The organism is Phenylobacterium haematophilum (assembly GCF_014196295.1).
Lineage (GTDB): Bacteria > Pseudomonadota > Alphaproteobacteria > Caulobacterales > Caulobacteraceae > Phenylobacterium > Phenylobacterium haematophilum.
This window is the reverse complement of sequence record NZ_JACIDK010000004.1, coordinates 1-13611: the sequence shown is the minus strand read 5'-3', so window position 1 is coordinate 13611 and position 13611 is coordinate 1. Positions and strand designations below refer to the sequence as shown.

The window sequence follows — 13611 nt, the reverse complement described above, 5'->3', positions numbered from 1 at the left end:
CCATGTCCGCCTTTTCCGATCCCGAAGCCGTCGCGCGCTATGCCGAGGGCCCGCTGAGGCTGGTGCCCGGCTTCCTCGACCTGCAACGCATGGCCGGCCTGCTGCTGGCCGAGCGCGCGCCCGCCGACGCCCGCATTCTGGTGCTGGGGGCAGGCGGCGGCCTGGAGCTGAAGGCGTTTTCCGAGCGCTACGCCGGCTGGAGCTTCGACGGCGTCGACCCGTCGGCGGAGATGCTGAAGCTGGCGGCGCAGACCTTGGGGCCGTTCGCCGCGCGGGCTCGGCTGCACCAGGGTTACATCGACGATGCGCCGACAGGGCCGTTCGACGGCGCAGCCTGCCTGCTGACCCTGCACTTCATTCCAGAGGACGAGCGGCGCCGGACGCTGTCGCAGATCCATCGCCGTCTAACGCCCGGCGCGCGCCTGGTCGTCGCGCACCACAGCTTTCCGCAAGGCGCCCACAAGGCGACTTGGCTGAAGCGCTACGCCGCCTTCGCCGTCTCGTCGGGCGTGCCTGCGCCCGACGCCGAGCGCGCGATCAGGGCGATAGACGAGCAACTGCCGACGCTGTCGCCCGAGCGCGATACGGCGCTGCTGGAAGAAGCGGGGTTCAGCGACGTCGAGCTGTTCTATGCCGGCTTCAGCTTCCGCGGCTGGGTCGCAACGGCCTGACTGGCGGCTGACGGGACGTCAGTCTGGACACGGAGCGCCGGGCGGGCGCGTACTTGCGGGCAAGAACGTGGGTACGGGAGCGCCCCGACATGCAGTCTTACGATCTCATCGTCGTCGGCGGCGGCATCGGCGGGTCGGCGCTGGCGGCCGTCATGGCCGAGGCCGGGCGCTCGGTGCTGCTGCTCGAGCAGAGCGAGGTGTACGAGGACAAGGTCCGCGGCGAATGGATCGCGCCCTGGGGCGTGGCCGAGGTGCATCGGCTCGGTCTCTACGACCTGCTGTTGGACGCCGGCGGTCATCACATCACCCGTCACGTCACCTTCGATGAGTCGATCGATCCCAGCGCCGCCGAGGCCAGGGCCCTGCCGCTTAGCATCTTCCGGGAAGGCGTTCCGGGGCCGCTCTGCCTGCGCCACCCGCTGCACTGCCAGACGCTGTTCGATGCGGCCAAGGCGGCGGGGGCGACGGCCCTGCGCGGAGTGATCGTGGGGGCGGTGGAGCCGGGAGGAAGGCCGCGCGTCGTCTACGAACACGACGGCCAGGTGCATGAAGCCACGGCCCGGCTGCTGGTCGGCGCCGACGGGCGCGCCTCGCAGGTGCGCCAGGCGGTGGGGATCGCGATCAACCAGGACAAGCCCCATCACTGGTTCGGGGGCTTGCTGGTCAAGGACGTGCTGGGCTGGGACCCGCAGCTGCAGGCGATCGGCACCGAAGGCGATTTCGGGTTCCTGGCCTTCCCGCAGGGCGGCGGGATGGTGCGGGTCTATGGCGGGTATGCGCTGGATCAGGCGCAGCGGTTCAAGGGGCCCGACGGCGCGCGCCGATTCCTCGACGCCTTCGATCTTGGCTGCAGCCCGGCCAACCGCTGCCTGACCGCGGGCGCGCCGGCCGGGCCGCTGTTTTCCTACGTCAACGCCGACAGCTGGACCGACGAGCCCTATCGCCAGGGCGTGGTGCTGGTCGGCGACGCGGCCGGCTGGAACGACCCGATCATCGGCCTGGGGCTGTCGATCACCTATCGCGACGTTCGGATCGTCTCCGAGCTGCTGAAGGCGACCGACAACTGGGAGCAGCTCGATTTCGAACCGTACGGGACCGAACGCGCCGAGCGCATGCGCCGGCTGCGCTTCGCCGCCAAGCTCCAGGCGGCCATCGACATGGAGTTCGGCGAAGAAGCCCGGGCGCGCCGCCGCCGCCATTTCGAGCGCGCCGCAGCCGATCCCAGCCTGAAGATGCACAGCTTGGCGGTGATGGCCGGGCCGGAGGCCGCGCCGGCCGAGATTTTCACTGAGGCGCACCGCGCCCGCGTGCTGGAGGACTGAGTGGACATCGCCGACTACAACGCCCGCTGGCTGGCGGCCTGGACCGCCAAGGATGTCGACGCCCTGTGCGGCTTCTACGCGCAGGACGTCGTCTACAAGGATCCGCAGACGGCCGGCGGACTGACGGGGCAGGCGGCCTTGCGCGCCTATCTGACCGGGCTGTTCGCGGCGACCCCGGCCATGACCTACACGCCCGACGAGACCTGGCCGATCCCCGGCGGGTTTTGCGGCCGCTGGTATTGCGACATCGCCGGCGGCGGGCGGATGCGCGGCTTCGACCTGGTGATCCTCGACGGCGACAAGATCACGCTGAACGAGGTCTATGTGCACCAGCTGCCGGCATGAGCGCTCGTCCCGACATCCGCGAGCCGGGCGAGATCGACGCGGCCTGGCTCTCGGCCGTGCTGGCCGCCGGCGGCGTCGACGCCTCGGTCCGCAGCTTCGAGGCCAAACCGGTCGGCACCGGCCAGATCGGCGACAGCGTCCGCTTTCGGCTGACCTATGACCGCGGCGGCGACGACGCGCCCGCCGCGATCGTCGGCAAATTCCCGGCCGCCGGCGCCGAGAGCCGGGCCACAGGGATAATGCTGGGCAACTACGTGCGCGAGGTCCGCTTCTACCAGCAGCTCGCGCCCACGGCCCTGGTGCAGACGCCGCGCTGCTACTTCACCGACGTCGACGAGGCGACCAGCAACTTCGTGCTGATGATGGAGGACCTGGCCCCGGCGGTGCAGGGCGACCAGCTGACCGGCGTCAGCCTGGAGCAGGCGCGGCTGGTGGTCGAGCAGGCGGCGCGGCTGCACGCCTCGCATTGGGGCGACCAGGGCCTGGACGAGTTGCCGTGGGTCTCGGGCTCCAAGGCCGCGCCGGCCAGCGCCGCCAACGAGGAGATGGTCTCCGCGCTCTGGGCCGGCTTCAAGATGCGCTACGGCGCGCGGATGAAGCCGCAGTGGACCCGGGTGGGTGACTGGCTGGCCCCGCGCTTTGCGCAGTTCGCGCGGACCGAGGACGGCCCGCGCTGCCTGACCCACAACGACTTTCGGCCCGACAACATGATGTTCGGCACGCCGGCCGGCGGCTATCCGGTGGCGGTGCTGGACTGGCAGTCCTACGCCTATGGGTGCGGCCCGACGGATCTGGCCTACTTCCTGGCCGGGGCGCTGGCGCCCGACGTCCGCCGCGCCCACGAGCCGGCGCTGCTGCAGCTCTATCTCGACACCCTGGCGGCGAACGGCGTGCGGGGGTTCGGGATGGAAGACCTGAAACCGCTCTACGGCCGCGGCGCCTACCTTTTGTTCGCCACCGCTTTCTTCGCCGCGATGATCGTCACCCAGACCGATCGCGGCGACGAGATGTTCCTTCAGATGATCGGCGCCGCCAGCGACCATCTATGCGATCATGGAGTGGCGGTCGGATAGACGAAGGGGCGTGCGCGCTGAGAGGCGCTGGTCCAGAACTTCAGGCGCGACGCGGCGGAACCACGTCGCTGAAGATCGAAAAGCTCTTCCACGCCGGTTCGACCGGCGGCGTCTCGGCCTGGGGCACGTAGGTCGAGGGGGCCTTCTGCGCCAGCTCGGGAATGTAGCGCGGACAGTTTGGGAAGATGTCGCTGGGCGTCACCTCGACCAGCAGTTGGGCGCCCGGCCACTGCGTCATCTGCGGATCGTTGCGCAGCACCCGGGCCGCGCCGTTGACCCGCAGCCGGGCGGGCTTGGCGCCGACGCTCAGGAAGAGCAGGCCGACGTGCGGATTGACCTCGACGTTGCCGAGGCTGCGGAACATGCCATTGCCGTCGTAGTCGGGAAACACCAGCCGGTCGGGCGCGAGGATACGGACGAAGCCGGGATCGCCGCCCTTGTAGGAACAGTCGGGACGTCCTTCCGCGTCGGCCGTGGCCAGGAAGAAGAACGGCAGCCCCTCGATGAAGGCCTTGTCGGCGTCGGTGAAGCGGTCGTGGCGCAGCCGCTCGTAGAGCCGGTCGGCGAGGGCCTCGCTCTCGAACTCGGCCTGCAGCCCGCGCTGGCCCGAATGATACATGCGGCCTCCCTTTTCGAGCGAAGCTAGCACGAAAACGCCGCCGGCCGGTGCGCGTAAACCCCATTGGCTTACGTGACGTCGCGCTCCTAAATGACTCCCCGACGCGCGGCGGACGCGCATTTATCGGGAGCGGAACAATGGGCGAAGCCTACATCGTCGCAGCGACGCGGACGGCCGGCGGACGCAAGGGCGGCAAGCTGAAGGATTGGCATCCAGTCGATCTGGGCGCCGTGGTGCTTAACGACATCATCGAGCGCACCGGCGCCGATCCGGCTCTTGTGGAAGACGTGGTCATGGGCTGCGTCGGTCAGGTCGGCGAGCAGGCGATCAATGTCGCGCGCAATGCGGTGTTGGCTTCGAAACTGCCGGAAAGCGTGCCCGCGACCAGCGTCGACCGCCAGTGCGGCTCGTCGCAACAGGCCCTGCAGTTCGCCGCACAGGCGGTGATGAGCGGCACCATGGACGTGGTGATCGCCGCGGGCGTGGAAAGCATGACCCGCGTGCCGATGGGCCTGTCGGCCGCGCTGCCGGCTCAGAACGGCTTTGGCAACTACATGAGCCCGCGGATGAAGGAGCGTTATCCGAACATCCAGTTCAGCCAGTTCATGGGCGCCGAGATGGTCGCCAAGAAGTACGGGCTGACCAAGGAAGAGATCGACCAGTACAGCTACGAATCCCACCAGCGGGCGATCGCCGCCACCCAGGCCGGCAACTTCAAGAACGAGATCGTCGGCGTTGAAGTCGTTGACCCCGAGGGCAACAAGACCCTCCACACCGTCGATGAAGGCATCCGCTTCGACGCCAGCCTGGACGGCATCCGCGGCGTGAAGCTGCTCGCCGAAGGCGGGGCGCTGACCGCGGCCTCGTCCAGCCAGATCTGCGACGGCGCCTCGGCGGTGATGGTCGTGTCGGAAAAGGGCCTGAAGGAACTGGGCGTGAAGCCGCTGGCCCGCATCCACCACCTGTCGCTGCTGGGCCACGACCCGGTGATCATGCTGGAAGCGCCGCTGCCGGCCTCGGAACGCGCCCTTAAGCGCGCGGGCATGAGCGTCGACGACATCGACCTGTTCGAAGTCAACGAAGCCTTCGGCTCGGTGCCGGTGGCCTACATGAAGCAGCTGGGAGTCGCGCGCGACAAGATCAACGTCAACGGCGGCGCGATCGCTCTGGGCCACCCGCTGGGCGCCTCGGGCACCAAGCTGATGGCGACCCTGCTGAACGCTCTGGAACAGCGCGGCGGCCGTTACGGCCTGCAGACGATGTGCGAGGGCGGTGGTATGGCGAACGTCACCATCGTCGAGCGACTCTAAGGCCTGTCCCGGTTCCGGACGGAGCCGGGTCGCAGTTCCAGGAGAACCCTCATGGCCGGACGCGTCTATGCAATCACGGGCGCGTTCGGCGTGCTGGGCTCGGCTGTGGCGCGCGCCGCTGCGGCCAAAGGCGCGCGGGTCGCGCTCATCGACTATGCGAAGATCCCGCCCGAGGGCCTGGGGGACGATTGCGGTCCCGAGGGCATGATCCTCGGCGGGGTCGATCTGACCGACGCGGCGGCCGCGGGCGCGGCGGTCGATGCGGTCGACCGGCACTTCGGCCGGCTTGACGTCCTGGTCAACGTCGCCGGCGGTTTCCGCTGGGAAACGCTGGAAGAGGGCTCCTGGGAGACCTGGCATCAGTTGTTCCGGATGAACGTACTGACAGCGACCAACGCCAGCCGCGCGGCCATTCCGCACCTCAAGCGCAGCGCCAGCGGCCGCATCGTCAATGTCGGCGCCAACGGCGCGCTGAAGGCCTCGATGGGCATGGGCGCCTACGCGGCCTCCAAAGCCGGGGTCCACAAGCTGACCGAGGCCCTGGCCGAGGAGCTGAAGGCCGACGGCGTGACCGTCAACGCCGTGCTGCCCTCGATCATCGACACCCCGACCAACCGCGCCGACATGCCGGACGCCGACTTCAGCGCCTGGGTCACGCCAGCCGACCTGGCCGCGGCGATCCTGTTCCTGGCTTCGGAAGAGGCGAGGGCGGTGACCGGCGCGCTGCTGCCGGTGACCGGCCGGGTCTGACGCCGCGCAGGGCGGGTGCTTACGACCAACTGACCGCCTTCGCGGCCAAGCTTAACACCCACGTGTGTGGGCGTCGGCCTTACCTGGACGTTCCAGTAGGGGACGGGGCCACGCGCCACACCGCCTTGCCGACATCGTCGGCGACCAGCAGGGCTCCGGTCTTGTCGACGGCGACGCCGACGGGCCGGCCCTGCGCATGGTCCTTGGCGTCGAGGAAGCCGGTCAGGAAGGCTTCGGGCGGGCCGCTGGGCTTGCCGTTAGCAAAGGGAACGAAGACCACGCGATAGCCGCTGGGCGGCTTGCGGTTCCACGAGCCGTGCTGGCCGATGAACACACCGCCCTTGTAACGGGCCGGGAAGGCGTCGGCTTTATAGAAGGCGAGCCCCAGCGAGGCGGTGTGCGAGCCCAGGGCGTAGTCGGGGACGATGGCCTTGGCGACGAGGTCGGGGCGCTGGGGCTTCACCCGTGCGTCCACGTGCTGGCCGAAATAGCTGTAGGGCCAGCCGTAGAAGCCGCCGTCCTGCAGGCTGGTCATGTAGTCGGGGACCAGGTCGTCGCCGAGCATGTCGCGCTCGTTGACCGCGGTCCAAGGCGTGCCGGTGGTCGGCTCGAAGTCCAGGCCGTTGGGGTTGCGCAGGCCCGAGGCGAACACCCGCGCGGGACCGGCGGGCAGGGGATAGACGATCACCGCGGCGCGGTTGATCTCGTTTTCGATGCCGTTCTCGCCCACGTTGGAGTTCGAGCCGACGGTCGCGTAGAGCTTGGTCCCGTCCGGACTGGCGACGACGTTCTTGGTCCAGTGGTGGTTGATGGGGCCGCCGGGCAGGTCGAAGACCTTCTCGCCGACGCCGGTGATCTGGGTCTGACCGTCGACATAAGGAAAGGCCACGACGGCGTCGTCGTTGGCGACATAGAGCTTTCCGCCGGTCAGGGTCATGCCGAACGGCCGCTTCAGACCCTCGGCGAAGGTGGAACGCACCTCGGCGACGCCGTCGCCGTCGCTGTCGCGCAGCAGGGTGATCCGGTTGGGGCTCTCCATGATCGCGCCGGCCTTCTTCTGCAGCAGATTGGCGATCATGGCGGTGACGCCCTTGTCCTTCGCCGGCTCTGACGACGCTTCGGACACCAGCACGTCCCCGTTAGGCATCACCAGCAGCCATCGCGGATGCGTCAGGTCGCCGGCGTACCGGGTGACGGTGAAGCCCGCGGGCGCGACCGGCGCGGCGCCCGGCGGCCAGCCCACCGCCTGGCGGGCGTTCAGCGTCGGGATCAGGCTCGACTTCGGCGGCGGCAACTGCGGCGTGGCGCCGAAGCCCGCGAACGGATCCGCCGAGCCCTGCCCACAAGCGGCGAGGGCAAGGGCGGCCAGCGGCGGGCCGACGCGGCTCAGGGCGGACTTCAGCGGGATCATGACGGAGGCCTTTGACGGAACGAGATTACTTGACCACTTGGCGAAGGCTCGCGCCAGCGCGGCGACTACACCGTCTAACGACGCTGACGGGTGTGCGGACGCATCGAGTCCGGGGGAGCGGCGGCAATATCAATCCGGGGTGAGCAGGGCGGCCTGGCGTTCGCCAAGAGCGTCGGGATCGAAGGCGAGGACGCTGCGGCCCTGGCGGCGTTGCGCAAGTTGCCGCCCGACCGGGGCGTCGCGGTCCTCAAGCAATGACGGCGCGAGGGCGCAGGAAGCGGCCGCCTGCGAGAATCCACGTTATATCTGCGCGGATGAAGGGCGAGCCAGCGTGACGACGACGATCAAGGACGTGGCGGCGCGCGCAGGGCTGTCGGTGATGACGGTGTCGCGCGTGCTGAACGGCGAGCGTCACGTCAGCGCCCAGGCCCGCGAGAAGGTCCAGGCGGCGATCGAGGCGCTGGGCTATCGGCGCAACGTTTTCGCCCGCGGCCTGCCGGGCGCGCGTTCGTTCCTGATCTGCATGCCGGCGCCTGAGTTGATCTCGGACTATCTCGCCGAGGTGCAGCAGGGAGCGGTCGAGCGCTGCCGGGCGGCGGGGTATCACCTGGTCGTTCAGCCCTACGACGAGGGCGACGAAGTGACCGACGCGCCGGTGACGTCGGCGCTGGCGGCGTTGCGGCCGGACGGCTTTCTGCTGGCGCCGCCGATGAGCGACAACCTGGCGGCGTTGGACGCGCTGGAGCGCGCCCGCACGCCCTATGCGCGGCTGGCGCCGAGCGTCGAGCCCGCACGCGGCGCGTGCGTGGCGATCGACGAGATGGAGGCGGCCCGGGCGATGACAGCGGCGTTGCTGGATCTCGGACATCGTCGCATCGGCTTTGTCGGCGGCCCGGCCGGCCACGGAGCGTCGGCCTGGCGGCTCGCCGGCTATCGCCGGGCGCTGGCCGAGCGCGGCGTGGCCAACGATCCCGAGCTGGAGGCTGGCGGCGATTTCATGTTCGAGAGCGGCGAGGCGGCGGGTGAAGCTCTGCTGCGCCTGGCTGAGCCGCCGAGCGCGATCTTCGCTGGCAACGACGACATGGCGCTGGGGGTGATGGCCGCGGCCCAGCGGCTGGGGCTGTCGGCGCCGGGGAACCTCTCGGTGGCCGGCTTCGATGGGGGCGAGATCGCCGAACTGGCCTGGCCGCAACTGACGACGGTGCGCCAACCGGTGCGGGCGATGGGCGCGGCCGCGGCCGCCGCGATCATCGACATGGTGGAGACCGGCGAGCTGACCGCCCGTTCCCAGCAACTCGACTTCACACTGCTGATGCGGGGCTCGACAGCGGCGCTCTAGGCGGCGCCGCGCTCGATGCGCGGACCTCGATCTCGAACGGTAGTTGCAGCGTGGGCTGGTCCAGCGTCTCCCCTCCAGCGAGCGCGACCAGCATGTCGGCGGCGGCCGCGCACATGACGTCGACCGGCTGGTGGGCGGTGGTGAGCTGCGGCGAACTGAGACGTGAGACGCGATTGTCGTCGAAGCCCGCGAGGGCGAGATCGGCGGGCGCCGATAGTCCCAGCCGGCGGGCGGCGGCCAGGACGCCGAGCGCCATCTTGTCATTGGCGGCGAAGACGGCGGTCGGACGCTCACGCTGCGAGAGCAGCGCTTCTCCGGCCGCCATGCCGGACTCGAAGGTGAAGTAGCCCTGGGCGATGAGCTGAGCAGGAATGGCGAGTCCGGCCTGCGCCATCGCTCGTTCGAAGCCCGCCTGGCGCTGCCGCGAAGCGCCATGATCGGGGTGGCCCTGCACGAATCCGATCGCCTTATGGCCGAGCTCGATCAGGTGGCGGGTGAGGGCGTAAGCGGCGGCCTCGTCGTCGATGAAGACGCAGGGGGCGGCCTCGCGCGCCGCGCTGGGGGCGATGCGGACATGGGCGACGCCGAGCCTGTCGAGCGTCGCCAGGGCGGCTGGGGCATCGCTGATCGGCGGGGTGAGGATGACGCCGTCGAGGCGTAGGCTGGAGATAATCTGCTCGATCTGCCGGGCGACGTCGGCCTGGGAGTCGATCGGTTCCACGACCAGATGATAGCCGGCCTCGCGGCAACGGAGCAGGGCGCCGGCCTCGCCTTGGGTCACGTAGCTGTAGTTCGGATTGTCGTAGAGAAAGCCGATCAGGCGCGAGCGGCCGCCGGTCAGGCCGCGGGCGGCGTTGTTGGGCCGGTAATCGAGGGCGGCGGCCGCGGCCAGCACGCGATCGCGAACCTCCTTGCGGACGTGGGGCTCGCGGTTCAGCACCCGCGAGACCGTCTTGAAGGACACCTCGGCCTTGGTGGCGACGTCCTTGATCGTCGGTTGCCGGGACAAGCCAATCTCCAGCCGAACGGAAGGAAAGCTCTCGCGCGCTTTGCATTCGGCGACAAGCCGGTGTTGTCGAGCGGCGCTCTTAGGTTGTGATTGACAACGTTATCAGAACCGTGTGTCTACGCCGCGCGCCAACCCGCGCAAAAACTGGCGGGTCCCGGATGCCCCCGGGACCCGCCGCACTTTGTCAGGCGATGTCGGCGTCGGCGCCGACTAGGCCATGCCTAGCTTCCGACAGGTCGACGCGCTGGCGCGGCTCGCCCATCGTCATGGGGCGCAGGCCGAGGTCGGCCATCAGAGCCGCGTCGGTGTCCTTGTCGGGGTTGGCGGTGGTGAGCAGCTTGCCGCCGATGAACATCGAGTTGGCGCCGGCCAGGAAGCAGAGCGCCTGCAGTTCTCTGGACATGTGCTCGCGGCCGGCCGAGAGCCGGACCACGGTCTTGGGGCAGACGATGCGGGCCACGGCGATCATCCGCACGAACTCCAGCGGATCGACCGCCTCGGAGTTTCCCAGCGGGGTGCCGGGGATCGGCATCAGGTCGTTGATGGGCAGCGAGTTCGGATGCTCGGGCAGGGTGGCCAGGGCGTGCAGCAGGCCGGCGCGGTCGGTGCGGGTCTCGCCCATGCCGACGATGCCGCCGCAGCAGGTGTTCATGCCCACCGAGCGCACGGCCTCCAGGGTGTCGAGCCGGTCCTGGTAGGTGCGGGTGGTGACCACCTGGTCGTAGTAGTCGGGGCCGGTGTCGAGGTTGTGGTTGTAGTAGTCGAGGCCGGCGTCCTTCAGCGACTGGGCCTGGTCGCGGGTCAGCATGCCGAGCGTGGCGCAGGTCTCCAGACCCAGCGCCTTCACGCCCGAGATCATCGCCGCCACCTTCGGCACGTCGCGGTCCTTCAGGTCGCGCCAGGCCGCGCCCATGCAGAAGCGCTGGGCCCCGCCGGCCTTGGCCTCCATCGCCGCGGCGATGACGGTCGTGGCGTCCATCAGCTTGCCGGCCTTCACGCCGGTGTCGAAGTGCTGGCTCTGGCTGCAGTAGCCGCAGTTCTCGGCGCAGCCGCCGGTCTTGACGCTGAGCAGCTGCGACAGCTGCACCTCGCTCGGGTCGAACCAGGTCCGGTGCACCGCCGCCGCCTCGAACACCAGCTCCATGAACGGCAGCTCGAACAGACCCTCGACCTCGGACAGCGTCCAGTCGTGGCGCGGCTCTGCGGGATCGAACCTCATGCCCGCATCTCCTGCGGCCAGGGGGCGGTCTGGCGGTGCACGAGCAGGGCGCTGAGCGCGGCCTCTGCCTCGCGGCGTTCCTGTTCCAGCACCTTCAGGCGTTCCGACAGGCGTGAGACGGCGTAGTCGATGTGGGCGCTACGGTCGCCGCCGGCGTCCTGACGGCTTAGGATGGCGGCGATGTCGTCGAGCGACAGGCCCGCACGCCGGAACTCGGCGATGGCGCCGAGCCGCGCGAGCGCGTCCTCGTCGTAGCGGCGGCGGTTGAGCTGGTCGCGGCCGGCCTGGACCAGGCCGAGCTCCTCATAATAGCGGATCGCCCGGGCCGTGAGGTCGAGGCGGCGCATCACTTCGCCGAGCGGAATGCTGTGGGCGTGGCTGGGGGGCTGCATCATGCGAACTCCACGAGGACTTCGTCGGCGGCGACGGAGTCGCCGGCCTTGGGACCGACCGTCTTGACCACGCCCTCGCGCTCGGCCCGGATGATGTTCTGCATCTTCATGGCTTCGACGACGGCGACGGCCTGGCCGGCCTGGACAGTCTGGCCCGGTTCGACGTCGAGGCTGACGACGAGGCCGGGCATCGGCGAGAGGATCATCTTGGACGTGTCGGCCGCCTGCTTGGGCGGCAGCTTCTGGTGCAACTCGGCCGAGCGCGGGGTCAGCACCAGCACGTGGGCGAGAGCGGCCCGGTGGCGGATCATGAAGCCCTCGGCCGCCGGCTTGACGCTGGCGGTGAAGGGGCGACCGTCGAGCTTTGCCTTGAAGAGGGGCAGGCCCGGACGCCAGTTGATCTCGGTGAGCTGGAGGGCCCGGCCGTCCTCGAAGGCGACCGTGACGTGGTCGCCGCCGTTGGTGACGCGGACCTTGCGATGGTCGGGGCCGGCGATCACCACCCATTCCTCGCGCACCAGCTGGGGCGCGGAGCGGGCGGTGAGGCGGCGGTGCATGGCGCAGGCCGTCGCGGCCATAAGGTCGCGCTGCGCGGCCGTCGGCTCGACGCCGTGGAATCCGTCGGGGAACTCGTCCTTGATGTAGTTGGTCGAGAGCTTGCCGGAGACGAACCGCTCCTGGTCCATGACCGCGGCCAGGAACGGGATGTTCTGGCCCAGGCCCTCGATGTGGAAGTCCTCAAGCGCGCGGCCCATGGCGGCGATGGCGCCCTTGCGGTCCGGCCCCCAGGTCGAGAGCTTGGAGATCATCGGATCGTAGAACATCGAGATCTCGTCGCCTTCGCGCACGCCCGCGTCATTGCGGACCTTGGCGGCGCCGGCCTCGCCCTCATGCGGCGGCGAGTAGCGGACCAGGCGGCCGATCGACGGCAGGAAGCCGCGATAGGGGTCTTCGGCGTAGATGCGGCTTTCGATGGCCCAGCCGTTGATCGAGAGGTCCGACTGCTGGAAGGCGAGCTTCTCGCCGTAGGCCACGCGGATCATCTGCTCGACCAGGTCGACGCCGGTGATCAGTTCGGTGACCGGATGTTCGACCTGCAGGCGAGTGTTCATCTCCAAGAAGAAGAAGCTCTTGTCCTGACCGGCGACGAACTCGACGGTGCCGGCGCTGTCGTAGTTGACGGCCTGGGCCAGGGCGACGGCCTGCGCGCCCATCGCGGCGCGGGTGGCCTCGTCCAGCAGCGGGGAGGGGGCCTCCTCGATGACCTTCTGATTACGGCGCTGGATCGAGCATTCGCGCTCGAACAGGTGGACCACGTTCCCGTGCTTGTCGCCGAGGACCTGGATCTCGATGTGGCGCGGGCTCTCGATGAACTTCTCGATGAAGATCCGGTCGTCGCCGAAGCTGGCCTTGGCCTCGGCGCGGACGGCCGGGAAGCCTTCTTCCACGTCCTGCTGGTTCCAGGCGACGCGGATGCCCTTGCCGCCCCCGCCGGCGCTGGCCTTGATCATCACCGGATAGCCGATGTCGGCGGCTATCTTGAGGGCGTGGGCGACGTCGTCGATCTCGCCGACATGTCCGGGGACCGTGGAGACGCCGGCCTTGGCTGCGAACTTCTTGCTCTCGATCTTATCGCCCATGGCCTCGATGGCCTTGGGGTTGGGACCGATGAAGACAATGCCCTCGTCGGCCAGCCGCTTGGCGAAGCCGGCGTTCTCGGAAAGGAAGCCGAAGCCCGGGTGCACAGCCTGGGCGCCGGTGGCGCGGCAGGCGGCGACGATCTTGTCGGCGACCAGATAGCTCTCGGCGGCGGGCGAGCCGCCGATGAAGACGCTCTCGTCGGCCATCTCGACGGCCATCGAGTCTGCGTCGGCCTCGGAGTAGACGACGACCGTGGCGATGCCCATCCGGCGGCAGGTCTTGATGATGCGAACCGCGATCTCGCCGCGGTTGGCGATCAGGATTTTCGTGAACATAAAGCGCGACCTACAGCGGGATGTTGTCGTGTTTCTTCCAGGGATTGGCGAGTTGCTTTCCCTGGAGGTTCTTCAGCGCATTGGCGATGCGCCGGCGAGTGGAGTGCGGCATGATGACATCGTCGATGTAGCCGCGGGAAGCGGCGACGAACGGATTGGCGAAGCGCTGCTTGTA

Annotated in this window: 14 protein-coding genes; 7 read left to right on the top strand and 7 right to left on the bottom strand. The window is 69.2% G+C overall.

The genetic code is table 11. From position 1 onward, the window contains the following. The first annotated feature begins 2 nt into the window (after positions 1-2). From GGQ61_RS14170 to GGQ61_RS14155, 4 genes are all read left to right on the top strand, one after another. Positions 3-671, top strand: coding sequence for a class I SAM-dependent methyltransferase (locus GGQ61_RS14170; protein ID WP_183773902.1), 669 nt, complete (start codon positions 3-5; stop codon positions 669-671). 89 nt (positions 672-760) lie between these two features. Further along, positions 761-1993: an FAD-dependent oxidoreductase gene (locus GGQ61_RS14165; protein WP_183773900.1), complete on the top strand. Its 1233-nt coding sequence runs from the start codon at positions 761-763 to the stop codon at positions 1991-1993. Continuing rightward, on the top strand, positions 1994-2338 hold the full coding sequence (locus tag GGQ61_RS14160) for a nuclear transport factor 2 family protein (protein ID WP_183773898.1): 345 nt from the start codon (positions 1994-1996) through the stop codon (positions 2336-2338). Next, positions 2335-3411, top strand: coding sequence for a phosphotransferase (locus GGQ61_RS14155; RefSeq protein ID WP_183773896.1), 1077 nt, complete (start codon positions 2335-2337; stop codon positions 3409-3411). Before GGQ61_RS14160 ends, GGQ61_RS14155 begins: the two co-directional genes overlap by 4 nt. A gap of 40 nt (positions 3412-3451) precedes the next feature. On the opposite strand, the gene GGQ61_RS14150 is transcribed toward GGQ61_RS14155, so the two are convergent. Then, positions 3452-4030, bottom strand: a complete 579-nt coding sequence (locus GGQ61_RS14150; RefSeq protein ID WP_183773894.1) for a pyridoxamine 5'-phosphate oxidase family protein — start codon at positions 4028-4030, stop codon at positions 3452-3454. 137 nt (positions 4031-4167) lie between these two features. On the opposite strand from GGQ61_RS14150, the gene GGQ61_RS14145 reads away from it, so the two are divergent. Next, the gene (locus GGQ61_RS14145; protein ID WP_183773892.1) at positions 4168-5340 is read left to right on the top strand and encodes an acetyl-CoA C-acetyltransferase; all 1173 of its coding nucleotides are present in this window, start codon (positions 4168-4170) and stop codon (positions 5338-5340) included. Positions 5341-5391: 51 nt separating this feature from the next. Continuing rightward, complete coding sequence (locus GGQ61_RS14140) at positions 5392-6090, top strand: SDR family NAD(P)-dependent oxidoreductase (protein WP_183773890.1); 699 nt, start codon at positions 5392-5394, stop codon at positions 6088-6090. 79 nt (positions 6091-6169) lie between these two features. On the opposite strand, the gene GGQ61_RS14135 is transcribed toward GGQ61_RS14140, so the two are convergent. Beyond that, the gene (locus tag GGQ61_RS14135) at positions 6170-7501 is read right to left on the bottom strand and encodes a PQQ-dependent sugar dehydrogenase (protein WP_183773888.1); all 1332 of its coding nucleotides are present in this window, start codon (positions 7499-7501) and stop codon (positions 6170-6172) included. Between the two features lie 331 nt (positions 7502-7832). On the opposite strand from GGQ61_RS14135, the gene GGQ61_RS14130 reads away from it, so the two are divergent. Further along, positions 7833-8840, top strand: a complete 1008-nt coding sequence (locus GGQ61_RS14130; protein ID WP_343056145.1) for a LacI family DNA-binding transcriptional regulator — start codon at positions 7833-7835, stop codon at positions 8838-8840. Here GGQ61_RS14130 and GGQ61_RS14125 read toward each other — a convergent pair. The 5 genes from GGQ61_RS14125 to GGQ61_RS14105 all read right to left on the bottom strand — a co-directional run. Then, positions 8803-9849, bottom strand: a complete 1047-nt coding sequence (locus GGQ61_RS14125) for a LacI family DNA-binding transcriptional regulator (protein WP_183773886.1) — start codon at positions 9847-9849, stop codon at positions 8803-8805. The genes GGQ61_RS14130 and GGQ61_RS14125 overlap by 38 nt on opposite strands. Before the next feature lie 184 nt (positions 9850-10033). Beyond that, positions 10034-11068 carry a biotin synthase BioB gene (bioB, locus tag GGQ61_RS14120; protein WP_183773884.1) on the bottom strand — a complete coding sequence of 345 codons (1035 nt, stop codon included), beginning with the start codon at positions 11066-11068 and terminating at the stop codon, positions 10034-10036. Beyond that, a complete protein-coding gene (locus GGQ61_RS14115) occupies positions 11065-11463 on the bottom strand; it encodes a MerR family transcriptional regulator (protein ID WP_183773882.1) in 399 nt (132 codons plus the stop codon). Before GGQ61_RS14115 ends, bioB begins: the two co-directional genes overlap by 4 nt. Beyond that, on the bottom strand, positions 11460-13436 hold the full coding sequence (locus GGQ61_RS14110; protein ID WP_183773880.1) for an acetyl-CoA carboxylase biotin carboxylase subunit: 1977 nt from the start codon (positions 13434-13436) through the stop codon (positions 11460-11462). The genes GGQ61_RS14115 and GGQ61_RS14110 overlap by 4 nt, the downstream gene beginning before the upstream one ends. A gap of 10 nt (positions 13437-13446) precedes the next feature. After that, positions 13447-13611 (bottom strand): carboxyl transferase domain-containing protein (locus GGQ61_RS14105; RefSeq protein WP_281372635.1); only part of this gene is annotated, 165 nt, incomplete at its 5' end.

Excerpts from the sequence above, each read along its gene's own strand:
- GGQ61_RS14170 (WP_183773902.1), top strand. The coding sequence starts at position 3 with ATGTCCGCCTTTTCCGATCCCGAAGCCGTCGCGCGCTATGCCGAGGGC.
- GGQ61_RS14165 (WP_183773900.1), top strand. The coding sequence starts at position 761 with ATGCAGTCTTACGATCTCATCGTCGTCGGCGGCGGCATCGGCGGGTCG.
- GGQ61_RS14155 (WP_183773896.1), top strand. The coding sequence starts at position 2,335 with ATGAGCGCTCGTCCCGACATCCGCGAGCCGGGCGAGATCGACGCGGCC.
- GGQ61_RS14150 (WP_183773894.1), bottom strand. The coding sequence starts at position 4,030 with ATGTATCATTCGGGCCAGCGCGGGCTGCAGGCCGAGTTCGAGAGCGAG.
- GGQ61_RS14145 (WP_183773892.1), top strand. The coding sequence starts at position 4,168 with ATGGGCGAAGCCTACATCGTCGCAGCGACGCGGACGGCCGGCGGACGC.
- GGQ61_RS14140 (WP_183773890.1), top strand. The coding sequence starts at position 5,392 with ATGGCCGGACGCGTCTATGCAATCACGGGCGCGTTCGGCGTGCTGGGC.
- GGQ61_RS14135 (WP_183773888.1), bottom strand. The coding sequence starts at position 7,501 with ATGATCCCGCTGAAGTCCGCCCTGAGCCGCGTCGGCCCGCCGCTGGCC.
- bioB (WP_183773884.1), bottom strand. The coding sequence starts at position 11,068 with ATGAGGTTCGATCCCGCAGAGCCGCGCCACGACTGGACGCTGTCCGAG.
- GGQ61_RS14115 (WP_183773882.1), bottom strand. The coding sequence starts at position 11,463 with ATGATGCAGCCCCCCAGCCACGCCCACAGCATTCCGCTCGGCGAAGTG.
- GGQ61_RS14110 (WP_183773880.1), bottom strand. The coding sequence starts at position 13,436 with ATGTTCACGAAAATCCTGATCGCCAACCGCGGCGAGATCGCGGTTCGC.